We start from the raw sequence: 18,610 nt of genomic DNA, 5'->3' as shown, positions 1-18,610 counted from the left end.
CGGCAACCCCGGCAACCTCGTGTTTTCTCGCTAATTTGCTTTCCTTCATCGCCTCCGCTTTCTACTATTAAAGGGCCCCTGAAACACTCCCCTTGAGCTAGAAGGTTTTACCGGTATGAGAAACAAGCGATGGATGGCTGTATACGCCCTGGCCGCTACCCTGATCAGCGCCTGCGGTGAACCCCCACAAGCTCCGGCAACAACGGTCGTTCAACCGGTAAAAGTGATGACGGTGGGCGGAGATGATGCCCTGCTGTCCCGAGAATTCCCTGGTACGGTCCGTGCCGCCCAACGGGTGACCATGGCCTTTCAGGTACCCGGCCGCCTGGTTGAGTTTCCCGTCAAGGAAGGCCAGCAAGTCACCCAAGGGGAGGAGCTGGGCCTGCTGGATGACTCAGACTTCCGCAGTAACCTCGACGCTGCCCTCGCTGACCTGTCCCGGACCGAGGCCAACTTCAACCGTGCCAAGGAACTGATTGAGAAAAACTACGTTTCCCAGGCGGAATACGACACCATTGAGGCCAACTACAACATCGCTGTCTCCAACGTGTCGAAAGCCAGGAAGGCCCTGAACGACACACGTCTGGTGGCACCGTTCGACGGCGTAGTTGCCCGCACCTTCGTGCAGAACTTCGAGGAGGTTCAGGTCAAGGAGCCGGTACTGAGCCTGCAGAACAACGATGACCTGGAGGTAGTGGTCAGTGTGCCGGAAAGTCTGGTGGTGCGGCGGGCGGAGAATGCCCAGGCCTTGATTGAAGGCACCTTCGAGGGCATTCCCGGTCGTACTTTTCCGCTCACCATCAAGGAATTTGCCACGGTGGCCAGCGAGGACACGCAAACCTTTGAGTATGTGCTGAGCATCGAAGAGACCGCCGGTTACAACCTTCTGCCGGGCATGACAGCAACGGTCAAGGCCCGACAATCCACATCGGATGGCGAAAGCCAGGGTCCTGTGGTGATCCCAATGTCAGCACTGTCGAGCAGCCTCGACAATGAACCCGGCGTCTGGCTGGTTGATTCGGACAACCGCGTCAGCCGGCAGGCAGTCACCACCGGCGAGTTTGTTGGCGGCAGCAACATTACGGTGCTTTCCGGGCTGACCCCGGGGGATGTCGTAGTCATTGCCGGTGCATCCAGGATGTCGGAAGGCCTGGAGGTTAACCCCATCGACAAGGTGGAGTTCTAACCAACGATGAATATCGCCGAATGGAGTATCAAAAACCGAGTGATCACCTGGGCGGTGACCCTGGTGCTGGTCCTGGTAGGCTATTACTCGTTCAACAATCTCAGCCGTCTCGAAGATCCGGAATTTACGATCAAGGAGGCGAAGGTCATTACCCCCTACCCCGGGGCAACCGCAGAAGAGGTAGAGCAAGAGGTCAGCGACCTGATCGAGCGCGCTGCCCAGAAGATGGGCCAGCTGTTCTATGTCGAATCCCACTCCTACCGCGACCGTTCTATTGTATCGGTCAAGATACTCGACCAGTTCGACAAGGACGCCTTGCCCCAGGTCTGGGACGAGCTTCGACGCAAAGTGGGTGACGTCCAGGCAGACCTGCCGCCTGGGGCCGGTCCGTCCATTGTCGTTGATGACTTCGGCGACGTTTACGGGGTTTACCTGGCCATCACCGGCGAGGGTTATACCGAGAACGAAGTTTACGAATTCGCCAAGTTCCTGAAGCGGGAGTTGCTGCAGGTCGAAGACGTTAAAAGCATTGCCCTCTACGGCGAACCGGAGCAGGTCATCTACGTTGAACCCCGGCGGGAGAAGATTGCCGCGCTGGGCATTTCCCCTCAGGACATTGCCCGTGCACTGGGCGAAAAGAACACCGTAGCCTATGGCGGCTATGCCCGTGCCGACGACGCCCGGCTGGCCATCAAAGTGTCCGGCGGCATTACGTCCATCGATCAGTTTTCCACGTTGCTGATCACCAGCAGCAGTAACCCCGACCAGCACATCCTGCTTGGGGATATCGCCACCATCACCCGGGGGCTGACCGAAACCCCATCCAACCTGCTGCGTTTTGATGGCCAGCCTGCGATTGGACTGGCGATTGCCACCCGCAGCGGCGGGAACGTAGTCATCATGGGCGACGGCCTGTACGCCAAGCTCGACGAACTGCGACCTCAGATTCCGCTGGGTATGGAGCTGAACGTGGTTTCCATGCAATCCGATGCGGTCACCGAGGCTATCCGCGGCTTTACTGTCAGCCTGCTGCAGGCCATCGGTATCGTGGTGGCGGTGCTACTGGTTTTCATGGGGTTGCGTAGTGGTCTGATCATCGGTGCGGTGCTGCTTGTCACCATCATGGGTACGTTCATCTTCATGGACATCATGGACATTACCCTGGAACGTATTTCACTCGGCGCCCTGATCATTGCCCTTGGCATGTTGGTGGACAACGCCATCGTCGTCACCGACGGCATCCGAATGAAGCTTCAACAGGGTATAGACTCCATTACGGCGGCGAAGGATGTTGTCAGCCAGACCGCCCTGCCCTTGCTTGGCGCCACCGCAATTGCGGTTACCGCATTTGCGGCCATTGGTACGTCGCAGGATTCAACCGGCGAATACACCCGTTCCCTGTTCACGGTGATTCTGGTATCGCTGTCACTGAGCTGGTTTACCGCGGTCACTATTACCCCCCTGCTCTGCCATGAGTTCCTGAAAGTGGCCAGCAGTGGCGGCAATGACGCCTACAGCTCCGGTTTCTATCAGACCTACCGGAGCCTGCTGACCAAAGCCATCCGCTACCGTTGGCTCAGCCTGGGCGTGACCGGTGTTGTCTTCCTGTCGGCGGTGTTCGGGTTCGGGTGGGTGAAAAACAGCTTCTTCCCGGACTCTACCCGCCCACAGTTCTATGTCGATGTGTGGTATCCGCAGGATTCCGATATTTCCACCACCCTGGAAAACATCAAAGAAATCGAAACCCGGCTGGCCGGGTATGACAATGTCACCCACGTGACCACTCAGGTCGGTGGTGGTTCCCCTCGGTTCCTGTTGACCTACACACCGGAACAACCAGGCCTCAACTTTGCCCGCCTGCTGGTGGATGTGGATGACTACCGTATTCTTGGTGATATCACCCACAAGGTACAGGCGGACCTCGAAATCCTGCAGCCTGGAACCATCATCAACACCCGCCAGTTTGTGCTCGGCCCCGCCACCGGGGGTAAGATCCAGCTACGGATATCGGGCCCCGACCCAGACGAACTGCGCCGACTGGCCGCATCGGCCGCTGAGGTCATTGGCAACCACCCCAACGTCAAGGGCTTCCGCGATGAATGGGGTGAGCGTGTTCAAGTGATCGAGCCGGTTCTCGCCGACGCCCAGGCGCAGAAGCTGGGGCTTGATCGGAGCGATATTGCCAATGCCATGGCCTTCTCTGTGGACGGCGTCCGAGCGGGTATTTACCGTGAGGGTGATGAACTGATTCCGATCATCGCACGGTCACCGCTGAACGAACGTCGAAGTCTGGAAAACTACGACCAGGCGCCCATCTGGAGCCCGGTGGCACAGAAGATGGTGCCGATGGGCCAGGCGGTGGCTCATTTTCAGGTGGGCTTTGAAGACCCGCACATCTGGCGGCAGGATCGTGTCACCATGCTTCGGCTGCACTTTGACCAACGTAATGGCCTGTCCTCCGAGCTGCTGAGCGACATCAAGGTGGATGTGGAAAAAGCGCTGAACGCTGACCTGTCCACTTACCTGGAGCGCCATGGTGGTGGCAGCATCGAGCATACCGCGAACACCATCCCAATCCGTTATCGGGACCGCATTCCCATCAAGGACATGCCGGGCTACTACTTTGCCTGGGGTGGTGAGAATGAAGACTCGGTAAAGGCAGCGACTTCCATTGCCCAGGCGATCCCGGCCTTCTTCGGCTTGATGGTGTTCATTGTGCTGGCGCTGTTCAACTCGGTGTACAAGACCCTGGTGATCTGGCTGGTGGTGCCGCTGGCCATCATTGGCGTAACCATTGGTCTGCTGATGTTCAACCAGCCCTTTGGCTTCATGGCACTGCTGGGGTTCATGAGCCTGGCAGGCATGTTGATCAAGAACGCCATCGTATTGGTGGATCAGATTGACGTGGAACTGGAGGCCGGCAGGCCACCGGTCACAGCGGTGGTGGAATCCGGCGTCAGCCGCTTGATTCCCGTCGCCATGGCCGCATTGACCACCATTCTCGGCATGTTGCCGCTACTGAGCGATGCGTTCTTCGTCGCCATGGCGGTGACCATCATGTTTGGCCTGGGATTTGCGACCGTTCTCACACTGGTCGTGGTACCAGTACTGTACGCTACCATTTTCCGGTTTCGCAGTGAGTAAGAAACCTACTGACAACTCAAGGAGTTATGAACAATGAATATCAGGATGAGTCTGATCGCTGCGGCTTTCATGATTTTGGCAGGATGCACCACCACCACAACCGACCTGCTGTCCGTGGCCCTCGACAAACAAAGCCCCGGACAGTTCGAAAAAATCATGGTCATGGCGATCAGCGACAACGAACAGGTGCGGACCATCGTCGAACAGTCGCTGGCAGGCAAGATCGCCAGTACCGGTACCGTGGCCCTGGCAGCGTCAGACTACGTGCCTGGGCACCTTGCCTCCATGGACAAGGAAACCCTGCACCGTCACGCCGAAGAAGCCATCCGTGAAAACGGTGCAGACGCGGTACTGGTAACTACGCTGATCGACAACAGCGTGCGCGACCAGTACACCCCGCCCCAGGTCAACCAGGTAGCCATGCCGGTGGTTGAGCCCCGGTTTGGCAACTATGTGGGGATGCAGTATGAAACGGTGATGATGCCGGGCTACTTCACCTCACTGCAGGAGGTCTACATCCAGACCACGCTGTTTGACACAGCAACAGGCCACGCGGTCTGGAAGGCCCAATCCAAAACCATTAACCCGGTTTCTCTGGAGGACGGGGTGAAGAACTTTAGCAATGTTATGGTCCCCCGACTGGAAAGCGACGGCATGCTTGGCGGCGGGAACTAAATTTCCCCTGTCCCCAATTTCCATAGTCCAGTAAAATTTGGCCCTTTCCTACGGTCCTGAGACTTTCCGGGACCGTTGTATTCCAGAACGAATCCTTAGAACAAGCAGGGCAGTGCAATGGGCAGAGCCTATCAGAACCGAAAAGAATCCATGGCCAAAACGGCCGCAGCAAAAACCAAGGTCTACAGCAAGTACGGCCGCGAGATCTACATGTGTGCCAAACAGGGCGGCGGTGATCCGGACGGAAACCTGTCGCTTCGTGGCCTGATCGAGAAGGCCAAGAAAGACCAGGTGCCTACCCACGTTATCGACAAAGCGATCGAGAAGGCCAAGGGCGGTGCTGGTGAAGACTTCAACCCGGCCCGTTACGAAGGCTTTGGGCCGGGCAACTGCATGGTGATCGTTGACTGTCTGACAGACAACCCGAACCGCACCTTCGGCGATGTCCGTCTCTGCTTCACCAAGACCAAGTGCAAGATCGGAACCCAGGGCAGCGTCAGCCACATGTTTGACCACTGCGCTATCCTGGCATTCAAGGGTGACGACGAAGAAGCGGCCCTGGAAGCACTGATGATGGCCGATGTCGATGTGACCGACATTGAGAACGAAGACGGCCTGATCACCGTGTTCGCCCCTCACACCGAATACGGCAAGGCCAAGCAAGCCCTGACCGAAGCCTTTGAAGGCATCGAGTTCGAAGTCGACGACATCCAGTTCATCCCCCAGACCACCACGCCCGTGGAAGGGGAAGATGTGGAAATGTTCGAGAAGTTCATGGACATGCTTAACGATCTGGACGACGTTCAGAACGTGTTCCACAACGCCGAACTCTGAGTTACCGGTAATACCTGGTGACCGTCCTGGCGGGAAGTCCCCCGCCAGGCGCCACCACCCCACTCCGCACAAACCTTCACTCGCCCCTTCCCCGCCGCTCCCGGATTAGCTAAGCTCCTGAAAAACCGAGCACACTTGGGGAGCTAAAGCCGTGACTGTATTGATTGTTGGCCTGGTGTTATTCCTGGGCATCCATTCGTTGTCCATTATCAATGACCCGCTGCGTAACCGCATGGCCCAATCCCTGGGTGAGTGGCCGTTCAAGGGCCTGTACGCCCTGGTGTCTGCCATCGGGCTGATTGCGATCATCTGGGGCTATGGCCTTGCCCGTCTGGACCCGGTTTCACTCTACGTACCACCCACTGGCCTCCGCCACCTGGCGATGGTGCTGCTGATCCCCGTGTTCCCGCTGTTTCTCGCCGCCTACCTTCCCGGCCGAATTAAAACCACGCTGAAACACCCGATGCTGGTTGCAGTCAAACTGTGGGCGCTGGCGCACCTTCTGGCTAATGGCATGCTGCACGACGTTTTACTGTTTGGCGGCTTCCTGGCTTGGGCGGTGGTTGACCGCATTTCCCTGAAACGGCGGCAGCCCAGGGCCACCCCAGCCCTGCCAACCACAGGCTTCAACGATATCATTGCCATTGTGGCCGGCCTGGCGCTCTACGCGGCCTTCATCACCGGACTTCACGCCAAGCTTATTGGCGTAGCGCCCGTCGCGTTCTGATTCGGAGCCCTGCCATGCCCCGCCTCGCCATCATCAAGACAGGCTCCACCTACCCCGCCATTCACCAGCGCTTTGGCGACTTTGAGCAATGGTTCAAGGCAGGGCTAGGCACTGTGTCTGAAGATGAGGCTGAGGCTTTGCCAGGCTCAGGAATTGGGGAAGGCGAGGAACTGGAGATTCAAACAATCCGAGTCGCCGAGGGCGAAGACCCCGGGCATCCGGATCACTGGGATGGCGTCATCATTACCGGCTCGCCCGCCATGGTGTCGGACAAAGCTCCATGGAGCGAGGCCACGGCGCAGTGGCTGGCCATGGTGGTGGAGGCCGGCATCCCGGTTCTGGGGGTATGCTACGGCCATCAACTGCTGGCCCACGCCCTTGGTGGCAAGGTTGGGTACCACCCCGAGGGGCGGGAATCCGGCACCTTTTCCGTTCAGCTCAACCAAAATGCCGCCAGCGACCCGCTGCTAGGCACCCTACCCGACTGCTTCCCGGCCCAACTGACCCACTTGCAGTCCGTGCTGGAGCTACCGCCCGCAGCCACCCTGCTGGCCAGCTCTGAGCATGAACCCCACCAGGCTTTCCGGGTTGGCCGGCAGGCCTGGGGGGTGCAGTTCCACCCGGAGTTCAGCGCCGACGTGATGCGGGCGTATCTAGAGGTCCAAAGCCCCGCTCTCCGCACCGAAGGCCTGGAACCTGCCGACTTGATCGGTGCAGTAACCGACACTCCGGACGCCGCGTCGCTGCTTCAAACCTTCCTGACCCGGGTCGTACTGGGGCGCTAAGCTCGACATTACCTGGGGCACCGGGGCTGCTGCCAGCTAGGAACAAATCCGCGGCGGGTAGAACAGCGATGTGCTCAACTGGTAGACCGGACTCCAGATCGACCAGCTCATCACCTCATCACGGACCCTGGCTCGCCAGTAATAGGTCTTTGCCGGCCAGATGGTCAGCTTCGGCCACAGTGTTCCGCTATACGGGTCATCTGAAGAGTCATGGGTATTCTGCTCAAGCGAAGGCTTGTGCCAGCGATAATAGGCATCGGCGCCAGGGCGTATGGAACGGCAGGCCAGCAGTCCGGACAAGTCGAGTGCGAAGATGTCCGCACCATCCTGAGTATTGATGGACCGGTATCCCAGGTACTCATCGCCTTCGACCTTGGCGGCATCGTCATAGTGGATATTCTGAACCCGGGTTTCATTGCCCCAGATGTCATAGATCGTTCCGCTAAAATCCTCACTCTCAGAGATCTGCCAGTGAACCTCCCGCACCCGCTCCGGGTCGGCGACCTGAATCCCCAGGTTCACTCTCATGACCTGCTCATCACCATCACCAGCGGTTGCGATTGGAAAACTGTCGTTGAACCGCGGCTGGAACTCCACACGGTCAACCACCTCAAACCCGGTATCGTTGTCGGCTCCGCCCTTCTTCCGCTCCAGAGTTAGCCGGCGTTCCTGGCCAAACGCCAGTGTCACCACGTTGTAACCGAACTCACTGCGGCTTACCTCAAAGGTGTCGTAGTCACGAACCTGGGTCAGTTGATGGCTCCAATCGTTCAGGGGCTCGATGTAACCGGAGGCGGTGGCGGCATTCAACCATAGGTGGGGAACATCGATGGATTGCCCCCGGGAGTAGGCGTGGGTATGACCAAAGAAGTGGCCGCTGATGGCTCCGGTATCCTGACTGAACTGTTCCAGGTCAGACACCAGTTCACAGGAGCCGATGCTCTCGCCAGCCGTCCACATCTCCGACAGGCAGCCGTGGTGAAACATGCCCACAACAAACTGCTTGGCTTCCATCTCCGCGTTTGCCAGAACATCCCGCAACCACTGGCGCTGGATGGTCAGGGTTTGCTGGTTGTAGTTGCCATGGGAGCCGGAGATCGGGTAGCTGTCCAGCCCGATCAACCGTAAATCCAGAAAATCCAGGTAATACCAGTGCTCCTCAAAATTGGCTGAGCCGTTCCTAGGAGGTTCCATATAGGTCTTGTACAACTCAAGCTCGGCGTTCCCACCGTAGTCATGGTTACCGGGAACCGTAATCAAGGGCACATACGGGGTAATCTCGGACATCCGGCCAAACAGCTCATCCCGCCACTGATCGCGGGTGCCACCGATATTCACCACATCACCGGATATGGTGATACCACGAACCTTTTCGGCACAGGTAACGGGCTGATCCCGTTGGCACTCCTCCACCATAAGCCCTTGGTTAACGATGTTCCGCAACACCGGTTCGTAGATTTCACGATCAAGCTGGGTATCACTAAGGGCAATAAAGGTAGCATCAGTGACACCGTCTCCTGGATTCGGCCAGGTTTTGAAGGCAAAGGCCTGGGTGACGCGACGGCTTCCGTCTTCGCCAGCCGTCAGTACGTAGTATTCGTAAAGAGTGTTCGACACCAGGCCAGTCACCCGCGCCCGATAAACCAGCCCATCGTCTGACGCGACTTCGGCCGCGACTTCAGCAAACGCCTCTCCGCTGCCGAAGGGACGAACCCACACCTGCGGTTCCAGATCCCCGGTTTCAAACATGACCGTCATGGCGTCAGTATCCGGTGCTTGCAGGTAAGGCCGCACTATGAACGCCGGGGCAAGCTCGCTGGACGGTGCGGCTACAAATTCCTGATCCGGCGTGCCGGGCTGCTCTGTACCAGCACTCCCGCTGGGCTCGCTGTCACTGCTGTCGTTACAACCGGCCAGCATCAGTGCACTAACACCGATCGCCAACAAGGCCTGGTAAGGGCGTCCCATGTCAATCTCCTTGGTTCTGACTTCTATTTTTTTGGTCTACACCAGTTTGGCGCGAGCCAATGTAACGGACCGACATGTCAGCTTGATTAGTTTTACGTTGCTACGGTTTTAAAGCTTTATGACGATTGGTACCTACCAGTTACCAGTCTGGTAGCCATCACGAACGCCGGACCATAAAAAACCCGGGACACCGATAACGGTGGCCCGGGTTATGAGGTGACAGGAAACTCAGTACAGCAGGTTTATGGACATGCCATCGAAGTAGACGTCATTATCGTTGCCCTGCTTACGGGTTCCACCGATATGCACCTTGATGCTTCGCGCGCCGGTAGGCAGCAGCCCGTTGATGGTCATGGTGTCCCAGTTTTTTGCAGCTTTGGTGGTCAGGCTTGCAGCCCCAGACCACGGCATCGGCTGGCCGCCAGCATCCAGAACTTCCACCCGGAACTCAGGCTCATCAACACCGTTCCATGTTGTCATAGCCACTTCCGCCTCCAGGTAAACCTGGCCGGCATCAATCGTGGCCGCATAGCCAGACACATCGATCAGCTGGTACGCCGCTTCGGTACAGCAGTCGTCCGGGTGAGGGTTACCAAAACCCCGGCCAGTGAAATAGCGCTCACCTTCGGCCGCGGCCAGCCCGTTTTGCGCACCGACAACCACGTTCATCGCTCCACTGGTGATGGTCCAGCCAGTCAGGTCGCCCGCTTCTCCGCCACCATTAACCAGCAGGTTTTCGGTACGGGTTCCTTCCATAGTGAAGCTGTAACTGTTACTCCAGGTCGACCAGTTCATCGCGGTGTCCCTGACACGGCTGCGCCAGTGGTAAGTCGTGCCTGGCTTCAGCGCCAGCACCGGCCGGTTCTGGCCAGCATAGTCATCGTAGCTAGAGGTGTGGGTGTTCTGGGAGCTGTAACGCTTGTTCCAGCGGTAGTGGTCATCCCCGCCTGGGCGCACCGTCTTGCGAGCCAGTAACGCAGAGAGGTCCAGTCGGAAAATATCAGCGCCCTGCTGAGTGTCGATGGCCTCAAACCCCTGGTAGAGGTCTCCGCCAACCTGCGAAGCCTCGTCATAGAACAGGTTATGACGGCGGGTATCATTGCCCCAGACATCAAACACCGGGCCGCTGAAGTCCGCAGTTTCAGAGACCTGCCACTGCACCTCATGGACCTGCTCTGGCGCTCCAACCTGAATCGCCAGTTCGACATCCGCCAAAGCAAGCTCTCCAGTGCCGGCAGTCGCTTGCGGCAAGTTACTGTTCGAGGCGGCAGCAAAGGTGACTTCATCGACAATATTGAAATCGGTATCACCGTCATAACCACCCTTCTTACGCTGCAAGGTCAGTGATGAATCCTGACCAAAGCGGTACGTCAGCACGCTGTAACCGAACTCGCTGCGGCTCACCTCAAAGGTGTCGTAGTCGCTGATCTGGCTATTCTGGAAGCCAGCATCATCCAACGGCTCGATGTAACCCGAGGCGCTGGCGGCATTCAGCCACAGGTGCGAGGTGTCCTGGGACTGACCACGGGAATAGCTGTGGGTATGACCGAAGAAATGGCCAGTCACTGCGCCAGTGCGCTCACTGTACTGTTCCAGTTCAGCCACCAGTTCACAGGTGCCAATGCTTTCACCCGCATTCCACATCTCCGACAGACAACCGTGGTGGAACATCCCCATTACAAACTGTTTCTGCTGGATTTCAGCGTCTCTCAGTGTTTCTTTGAGCCATTGCCGCTGAACAGCCAAGGTATCTGCATTGAACTTACCGTGGGCACCGGAAATCGGGTAGCTGTCCAGGCCAACCAGTCGCAGGTCGAGGTAGTCGAGGTAGTACCAATGGTCTTCATAGCCAACAGAGCCGTTTTCCGGCGGGGCCATGTAGCTTCGGTACAGCTGCAGCTCGGCATTACTGTAATAGTCGTGGTTGCCTGGCACAGTTACCAGAGGTACATAAGGGGTGATCTCAGCCATCCGCCCAAACAGCTGGTTACGCCAGTTACCCCGGTTGCCACCGGTCTGTACCACGTCCCCGGAAATGGTGATTGCAGCAATGTTTTCAGCGCAGGTCTCAGGCTTGGTGCCGTCACATTCTTCGGTCATGAAACCGTCGGTGACAACATTATTGAGCACCACTTCGTAGATTGTTCGGTCCAGCTGGGTATCGCTGATCGCGATAAACCGGGCTTCGCTCACATCGTCGCCAGCATTGGGCCAGGTTTTGAATGCAAACGGCTGAGTCACCCGCAGGGCACTCTCTGCGTCGTGGGTCAGCACGTAGTACTCATACAGCGTGTTGGACTCAAGTGCCGTCAGGGGCGCGCGGTACACCAGGCCATCGTCCGAGTGGACCTCACCGCTGACCTTATGGAACTCCTGACCGGATCCAAACGGGCGCGCCCACACTTCCGGCTCGCTGTTTTCGGTTTCAAACATCACCGTCATGGTGTCGGGACCCGGCGCCTGAAGGTACGGGCGCACAATAAATTCCGGAGTCTGCTCGGCCTGGGGAGGCGGCACAATCACCGGTTGCGGATCGACCGGCTCTTCGATGTTATTACCGCCACCGGAATTCGAACCTGAGTCCGCCGAGGCCGATGAGTCTGACGAATCACCACAACCTGCCAGCACCAATGCCGACAAGCCCAGTGCCAGGGCTGAGCGATAAGGGATGAACATTACGAGCTCCTTTTTGGTATATACCAATATTGGTACGTACCAAAATAAGGAGCGAACGTTTCAGAAACGTGATTCAAATATTTCAGGAAATTTAATAATTTGTTACAACTGGTACGTACCAAATAGCCGAACTGGTGCCCATAAAACCGTCACAGAGCCGTGCCATAATGGCCAGAATGTTTCAATCATCAGGTCAGCCATGAACCCACCCTCCACCTACCACAGCGTCGCCGCCAACCTGCAATCCTGGATTATGTCAGGCGAGTTGCCACCTGGCAGTAAGCTGCCGTCAGAGCGCCGCTTGTGTGAACGCCTGGGGGTGAGCCGGGTAAACGCCCGTGACGCCATGCACTTCCTGGAAGGACAGGGGTTAATCTATCGGCTCAACCGGATTGGCTGGTTCGTCGCACCAGCGCCGTTCATCTACGACCCAACCCGAACCCACAGCCTTCTTGATGAAGCGAAGTCCCAGAATCGCAAGCTCGATACCGAGCTGATACAGGCCGCACGAGTACCGGCACCACTCGCCATTGCCCGTAAATTCGGAATCCCCGCCACTACGGAAGTGCTTAACGTACTGAGGCGACGAGCCGTCGATGGACGCTGGGTTTTGCTGGAATCCTGCTACTACCAGGAAGACGACTTCCCCAACCTGCTGGATCAGGACCTCACCGCGTCGTTGAATGCACTGGTGCGAAACACCTATGGCTTTAAACGCCGGCGTCAGAATATCGGTATTTCATCAAAGCCGCTCGACCAGGTTCAGGCCCAGCAGTTAAGGGTGCGGGAAGGCTCTCCATCACTGAAGTTATCGCGGGACGTGATTGTTGACGGACGTTGCGTGGTGGCAGAAGCGGAACACTGGCTGCACGATGCCATCGAAATGCGCATGCGGGGGCGCACTACCGGGTAGGACGACCTACCCGGTCCAAGGCAGGCCGTTAAACCTTCTTGACGAACTCAGACTTTAGCTTCATGGCTCCGATGCCATCGATCTTGCAATCGATGTCGTGGTCACCGTCCACCAGGCGAATGTTCTTCACCTTGGTACCAACCTTCACCACCGAGGAAGACCCTTTCACCTTGAGGTCTTTGATAACCGTTACCGTATCACCGTCCTGGAGTTCATTACCGTTGGCGTCGCGAATAACCTTGCCTTCGGACTCCGTCGATTCAGAGTCGTTGGCAGACCACTCGTGGGCGCATTCCGGGCAGATCAGCATAGTGCCGTCTTCGTAGGTATATTCAGAACCACACTGCGGGCAGGCAGGAAGATTGGACATGGGTGCCCCCTTAACTGGATGTTTTTCGGGCGCCTATCATACCAACATTGAGACTTTCCAGGGGAAAATACCCCAAATTTTTTGTGGCACTTAACAAGACGCCACGCCCATAACAGGTTAGCCACATCACCAATCACTTCCCTGGACCAAGAGGCTGGCGATCTCAGGCCATAAATGCCGCTAAAACTGAATCAGTTTTTCTGATCAAAGAAGCGTTCAATCTGCCTGGCGTGACTCTGGGCATCCCGGTAACCAAGCTTGATCAACTCCGCCGAGAACCGTCGATCAAACAGCAGGTAACTGGCCAGGCTGCCCCCGGTTAGAGAACGGGGGGCAGCGCCACCCACCAGGTTTCGCAATACCGTCGGCATGCCATCCATGTAACGGGCTGCGATCTCATCAATGCGTTCACTGGGAGAAATTTCGAGCAACTCTATGGGTTTCAGATCCAGGCCTGCCGCTTCCATCTTTTTCTTTGGCACCAGCGACACCAATTGGTTGATCAGCCGTAAACGGTCAATGTCGTAGTCCAGCGTGTCCAGAAACATACCGTTGAACATATGGGCAATGATCTGGGCGAACGCCGGCACTTCCTGCTCGGCAGGCCGTTGGGACGGGCACATGCTGTTCGCACTGACCCCCACCACCATAACCCGCTCCGCACCCAGCCGGAGTGCAGGGCTGATATGAGCCATCTGCCGGGTCACACCGTCACCAAAGTACTCCCTATTGATCTGGACTGGCGGGAACACCGTTGGTATCGCGGACGACGCCATCACGTGTTCCAGCCCCAGCTCGGTGCGCGTACCTGCCCGTTGGCCCACCGTCCAGCCATTGAGGTCCTCGCGCCCGTCGAAGAAGCAGATGTTCTGGCCGGTTGAATAACCGCAGGCATTGACCCCGACCGCGGATATCTGACCCTCGCGAATGCGTTGCCGCACTTCCGCGAAGTCGATTTCCCGTTCCAGCAAGGCCTGCAAGGGTGAATTGTTCAACAGCGACAGTGGCGACGAATGGTCGTCACCGGCCAGCAACCTGCGGGCTACCGATGTCATGTTTCGGAGAATGTCGTAGGTGTTGCTGCGATAGACGTGTTCGGACTCAAGCTCACTCCAGAGCAATTCAAGCCGCGACACGCTGTGGCGGAAAATATCGCCGCCACTGGCCAGTGCCAGAGCATTAATGGCCCCCGCGGAAGTCCCAACAATGACCCGAAACGGGAACCCCATATCCGGGTACATATCGGATATCGCCCGCAACACTCCCACCTGATAGGCAGCCCTGGCCCCGCCACCGGTCAGTACCACGCCTACATCAGCCATATACGATCCCTTTAGATCCTTCCTCGCCCCATCCAATAGCCGCTTACCGCCATCTGTCAGGCGGAATGCGCCACCACACCAGAATCACCAGCAGCGCGAACCCGGTATAAGCCAGGACAAAGAACCACTCAGGCGCCTGGTAGTAGAGCAGTCGTTGCAACCAGTACCCGATAAAACTCCCGCTGAAACCGCCGCCAGCCGCCTGCCCCCTCAGCCACACCTCCAGTGTAGTCAAGGGACACAGCACGCCAAGCCAGGCCTGAAGCACCACAATGGCGATGGTGAGCAGGTGGCCAATACGAAACCAGCGATTCCGAACCCATTGCCAGCCCCATGCCCCGCCCACAACGGTCAACACGAGCCCCAGCACCACAAACAACACCACAGCAACATGGACAATCAATACGCCGTCTGCGAGCCATTGGTACAGCATCACACAATTCCCGGGAGTCTTTATGACAGCATCGCATACCCTGCCGTAGGTGCCAGTTTTCCACCTGCTCGGCCTTTGGCCCTAACAGACATTCCAGGCACCCCCGGCATCCTCAAGAATCATATGAATGAATATTCATTCACTGCCGAATACCAACGGATATCGTTATGACCGCCAGCCCTGACCGCGCCTCCCCCGCCGCTACAGACAAACGTCAGCGCATTCTCGATGCCGCCCTGAAAGTGTTCGCCAGCCGAGGCGTCCACGGTACCCCTGTTCCGCCCATTGCCAGAGAAGCAGGCATCAGTGTTGGCAGCCTTTACCGCTACTTTGACAGCAAGGAAGCCCTGGTAAACACCCTTTTCCGGGAAACCAAACAGCTCCTGGCTGAGCAGCTGCTGGGAAACCTTCCCATACAGCAGCCCAGCCGTGCCCTGTTCAATGAAATATGGAACCGGTTATGCACCTTTGCACGCAAACAACCGAATGCCTTCCGTTTCCTCGAAATGCAGGATCACCACAGCTACTTGGACGATGCCAGCCTGGCCTCGGAGCGCCAACTGCTAATGCCGTTACGCCAACTCATTGAACTGGCACAGCAGGCTGGCGTTCTGGGCAGCCACCTCCGCCCGGAAGTCGCCATGGCGCTGTTCTGGGGCGCATTCGTAGGCCTCTTCAAGGCAGAACGCCTGGCTTACCTGAAATTGACCGATGATGACCTCCAGTGCGCCTGTGACGCCTGCTGGACAGTCCTGCAATCCCAGCCACCATGCGAACAACAAGGAGATTGAAATGTCTGCGCACACCTCACCCCTCACCCACGATGTCATTATCATTGGTGCCGGAGTCAGTGGAATTGGTGCTGGAATCCGCCTGCTAGCGGCCGGAATCGACAACATCGCCATTCTGGAAAAAGCCGCCGATCTGGGTGGAACCTGGCGCGACAACACTTATCCGGGGTGTGCCTGCGATGTGCCTTCAGCCCTTTATTCCTATTCCTTCGCCCAGAAACCGGACTGGACCCGGGCCTTTGCCGGCCAAGCGGAAATTCTGGACTACGTGCGCGGCGTGTCCGAGCGCCATGGTATCGGCGACTACATCCACTTCAACCAGGCGGTAGAGCGAGCGCAGTGGCGGGAAGCCCAAGGCCTTTGGGAGGTCCAGACATCTGGTCAAATCTACTTCGCACGAACGATCATCGTCTGTTCCGGTTACCTCCACGAACCCATCGTACCGAACATTCCGGGGCTTCAGGACTTTCCCGGCAAGGTATTCCATTCCTCCCGCTGGGACCACGACCACAACCTGACCGGCGAGCGGGTGGCGGTGATTGGAACGGGCGCTTCCGCCATCCAGTTCGTTCCGGAAATTCAACCGGTGGTGGAACAGCTGACCCTGTTCCAGCGCACGCCCCAATGGATACTGCCAAAGCCGGACCACCCGATCCCCAGAGTGGAAGAGACGTTCTTCCGCCTACCCGGGACGCTCAAGGCCTGGCGCAAACTGCTGTATGCCGGTTTCGAAACCTTCGGTGTCGGCTTCCGTCACCCTGCCATGCTGCGTCAGGCCCAGAAGCTGGGGCTCGCTCACTTGCGGTTCACCATAAAGGACCCGGAGCTTCGCGCCAGACTAACGCCGGACTACACCCTCGGCTGCAAACGGGTCCTGCTCAGCAATAACTATTACCCAGCCCTGAACCAGGCCAATGTAGAGGTACTCGCGACCGGCTTGAAGGAGGTTCGAGGCAAAACCCTGGTGGGCCAGGATGGTTCCGAGCGAGAGGTCGATACGGTGATCCTCGGTACCGGCTTCCATGTGACCGAGCCACCGATTGCTGAGCGTATCTACAACAATGCCGGGGAGTCCCTGTCCCAACTCTGGGAGAACGGTATGCAGGCCTATCGCGGAACCACCATCAGCGGATTGCCCAATGCCTTCATGGTGCTGGGTCCCAACCTGGGGATCGGCCACAACTCCGCCTTCATCGTGATCGAATCCCAACTCAACTACATTGTCGACGCGCTCACCACCCTGCGAGACCGCCAACTGGCTCGATTCGACATTCGCAGAGAGATCCAGGACCGCTATAACCGTAAGGTACAGAAGGACCTTCAGGGCACGGTCTGGAATACCGGCGGATGCTCCAGCTATTACCTGGACAAACACGGGCTCAACAGCGTTGGCTTCCCCTGGAATACCCTCAAAATGCAACGGTTGCTCAAGACCTTCGATGCCGACAACTATCACCTGACACCCGCCAGCCAACCCGTCTTCGGAGATCAGCCATGAACACTACCCTAGCCACCCCCAAACGAGCACTGGTGCTGGGTTGCGGGGGCGTTGCCGGCGGCGCCTGGACCATTGCCATGCTTGCGGAACTGGAAAAGCAGCTGGACTGGGACGCCCGCACCGCCGATGTCCTCGTCGGTACCTCAGCCGGCGCCGTGATTGCGGCGCTGCTGGGCGCCGGAACCCCGGTCTCAACCCTGCTGGCTTGCCAGCACGGCAGCGCCAGGAAGTGCCAGTGGAACCACGACACCGATACTGGCGGGGCCCTGCCGCCGCTGCCAGCGGCGCACTTCACCGGTGGCCGGCTGTTGACCCGGGGGCTGCGGGGTAAAACCTCCGCTCTGACCGCCCTCTGCGGACTGCTGCCCACCGGTCAATCTGACATGACCCCATTCCGGGAGCTGATTGACCGAGCTGTCCCTGCAGGAGAGTGGGTCAAACACCCGAATACCTGGATCATGGCTGTGGATACCAACAGTGGCGAGCGAGTGGCGTTTGGCAAGGCGCTGGCTCCGCTCGCGACACTCAGCGATGCAGTGTGCGCTTCCTACGGCGTTCCGCTTTGGTGCCCACCGGTCACCATCAATGGGCATCGCTACATTGACGGCGGCGTCGCATCTCCTACGTCGGCCGACCTGTTGGCCAACCAATCAGTGGATGAGGTCATCATTCTTGCCCCCATGGCCTCACGCCAGCCCGATCGCCCGGTATCACCCTTAAAAGTGCTGGAAAGACAGGTACGTCGGTACATGACCAGAATCGTTGACCGGGAGGAACGGCTACTGCGGGCTGCCGGGAAGCGGGTTATTCGCCTGGAGCCCGGCTCGACGGACCTGACGGCGATTGGCTACAACATGATGGACCCAGAGCGGCGCCATGGCGTTCTCTCCCGCGCCTTGCTCAATGCCCCGGAAGCGGTGGCCAATGCAATCAACGGGGTTTGACCCGTCCCCGCAGCGCCGCGTCGAATGACCGGCGCGCCCATTCCGCGGCCTCTTCGGGATCTTCCATCATGTCCTCGGGGGCCTGGTAATACGACATTTTCACCAACTTCCCGTTCTTGGGGTATTCGAACTGGGGCAGCCCAGCCTGCTCGAATGCCGGCCGACACTGATCGTCAGCCTTGAGGTACAGGACCTCGTCAGCCACCAGCGCAAACATCAGGTCGTCGTGGTAAACACCATAACCACCAAACATACGCTTGACCCGGATCGGGCCAAACTGCGCAAACACTTCCTGCAGGTAGTCGGTATATTCGCTCACCTATCAGCCCTCCTTGGGCAACGTT

Annotated in this window: 16 protein-coding genes; 10 read left to right on the top strand and 6 right to left on the bottom strand. The window is 58.0% G+C overall.

Translation table 11 applies throughout. The annotated features are described in order from the left end of the window. The first annotated feature begins 115 nt into the window (after positions 1 to 115). From BMZ67_RS06310 to BMZ67_RS06285, 6 genes are all read left to right on the top strand, one after another. Entirely contained in the window at positions 116 to 1,186 is a 1,071-nt protein-coding gene (locus tag BMZ67_RS06310; protein ID WP_092021111.1) for an efflux RND transporter periplasmic adaptor subunit, read from the top strand. A 6-nt stretch (positions 1,187 to 1,192) separates the two neighbouring features. Then, positions 1,193 to 4,330 (top strand): efflux RND transporter permease subunit, encoded by a 3,138-nt coding sequence (locus tag BMZ67_RS18690; RefSeq protein ID WP_092021110.1) that lies wholly within the window; start codon positions 1,193 to 1,195, stop codon positions 4,328 to 4,330. 33 nt (positions 4,331 to 4,363) lie between these two features. After that, positions 4,364 to 5,005, top strand: coding sequence for a hypothetical protein (locus tag BMZ67_RS06300; protein WP_092021109.1), 642 nt, complete (start codon positions 4,364 to 4,366; stop codon positions 5,003 to 5,005). A gap of 117 nt (positions 5,006 to 5,122) precedes the next feature. Continuing rightward, positions 5,123 to 5,839, top strand: coding sequence for a YebC/PmpR family DNA-binding transcriptional regulator (locus tag BMZ67_RS06295; protein WP_092021108.1), 717 nt, complete (start codon positions 5,123 to 5,125; stop codon positions 5,837 to 5,839). Between the two features lie 151 nt (positions 5,840 to 5,990). Further along, the gene (locus tag BMZ67_RS06290; protein ID WP_092021107.1) at positions 5,991 to 6,566 is read left to right on the top strand and encodes an NnrU family protein; all 576 of its coding nucleotides are present in this window, start codon (positions 5,991 to 5,993) and stop codon (positions 6,564 to 6,566) included. A gap of 14 nt (positions 6,567 to 6,580) precedes the next feature. Next, a complete protein-coding gene (locus BMZ67_RS06285) occupies positions 6,581 to 7,351 on the top strand; it encodes a glutamine amidotransferase (protein WP_092021106.1) in 771 nt (256 codons plus the stop codon). Positions 7,352 to 7,387: 36 nt separating this feature from the next. Here the strand turns inward: BMZ67_RS06285 and BMZ67_RS06280 are convergent, their stop codons facing one another. Beyond that, positions 7,388 to 9,319 carry a purple acid phosphatase family protein gene (locus tag BMZ67_RS06280; RefSeq protein ID WP_092021105.1) on the bottom strand — a complete coding sequence of 644 codons (1,932 nt, stop codon included), beginning with the start codon at positions 9,317 to 9,319 and terminating at the stop codon, positions 7,388 to 7,390. A 228-nt stretch (positions 9,320 to 9,547) separates the two neighbouring features. Further along, positions 9,548 to 11,995 carry a metallophosphoesterase family protein gene (locus tag BMZ67_RS06275; protein ID WP_092021104.1) on the bottom strand — a complete coding sequence of 816 codons (2,448 nt, stop codon included), beginning with the start codon at positions 11,993 to 11,995 and terminating at the stop codon, positions 9,548 to 9,550. 199 nt (positions 11,996 to 12,194) lie between these two features. Between BMZ67_RS06275 and BMZ67_RS18480 the strand changes: the two genes are divergently transcribed. Next, positions 12,195 to 12,908: a UTRA domain-containing protein gene (locus BMZ67_RS18480; protein WP_175481851.1), complete on the top strand. Its 714-nt coding sequence runs from the start codon at positions 12,195 to 12,197 to the stop codon at positions 12,906 to 12,908. A 28-nt stretch (positions 12,909 to 12,936) separates the two neighbouring features. On the opposite strand, the gene BMZ67_RS06265 is transcribed toward BMZ67_RS18480, so the two are convergent. From BMZ67_RS06265 to BMZ67_RS06255, 3 genes are all read right to left on the bottom strand, one after another. After that, on the bottom strand, positions 12,937 to 13,278 hold the full coding sequence (locus tag BMZ67_RS06265; protein WP_092021103.1) for a zinc ribbon domain-containing protein YjdM: 342 nt from the start codon (positions 13,276 to 13,278) through the stop codon (positions 12,937 to 12,939). 191 nt (positions 13,279 to 13,469) lie between these two features. Beyond that, positions 13,470 to 14,600, bottom strand: coding sequence for a patatin-like phospholipase family protein (locus BMZ67_RS06260; protein WP_092021102.1), 1,131 nt, complete (start codon positions 14,598 to 14,600; stop codon positions 13,470 to 13,472). Positions 14,601 to 14,643: 43 nt separating this feature from the next. Further along, on the bottom strand, positions 14,644 to 15,033 hold the full coding sequence (locus BMZ67_RS06255; protein ID WP_092021101.1) for a DUF2784 domain-containing protein: 390 nt from the start codon (positions 15,031 to 15,033) through the stop codon (positions 14,644 to 14,646). A 167-nt stretch (positions 15,034 to 15,200) separates the two neighbouring features. Here BMZ67_RS06255 and BMZ67_RS06250 point away from each other — a divergent pair, with 167 nt between their 5' ends. The 3 genes from BMZ67_RS06250 to BMZ67_RS06240 are packed head-to-tail and all read left to right on the top strand — an operon-like array spanning position 15,201 to position 18,266. Continuing rightward, positions 15,201 to 15,824, top strand: a complete 624-nt coding sequence (locus BMZ67_RS06250; protein WP_092021100.1) for a TetR/AcrR family transcriptional regulator — start codon at positions 15,201 to 15,203, stop codon at positions 15,822 to 15,824. Position 15,825: 1 nt separating this feature from the next. Next, entirely contained in the window at positions 15,826 to 17,322 is a 1,497-nt protein-coding gene (locus BMZ67_RS06245) for a flavin-containing monooxygenase (protein ID WP_092021099.1), read from the top strand. Then, a complete protein-coding gene (locus tag BMZ67_RS06240) occupies positions 17,319 to 18,266 on the top strand; it encodes a patatin-like phospholipase family protein (RefSeq protein WP_092021098.1) in 948 nt (315 codons plus the stop codon). Before BMZ67_RS06245 ends, BMZ67_RS06240 begins: the two co-directional genes overlap by 4 nt. Here the strand turns inward: BMZ67_RS06240 and BMZ67_RS06235 are convergent. After that, the gene (locus BMZ67_RS06235) at positions 18,253 to 18,585 is read right to left on the bottom strand and encodes a TfoX/Sxy family protein (RefSeq protein WP_092021097.1); all 333 of its coding nucleotides are present in this window, start codon (positions 18,583 to 18,585) and stop codon (positions 18,253 to 18,255) included. The genes BMZ67_RS06240 and BMZ67_RS06235 overlap by 14 nt on opposite strands. Positions 18,586 to 18,610: the final 25 nt, after the last annotated feature.

It is taken from the genome of Marinobacter zhejiangensis, from assembly GCF_900114775.1.
Taxonomy (GTDB): Bacteria; Pseudomonadota; Gammaproteobacteria; order Pseudomonadales; family Oleiphilaceae; genus Marinobacter; species Marinobacter zhejiangensis.
Note: the sequence above shows the minus strand (reverse complement) of the source record. Positions and strands in the feature narration are given on the sequence as shown.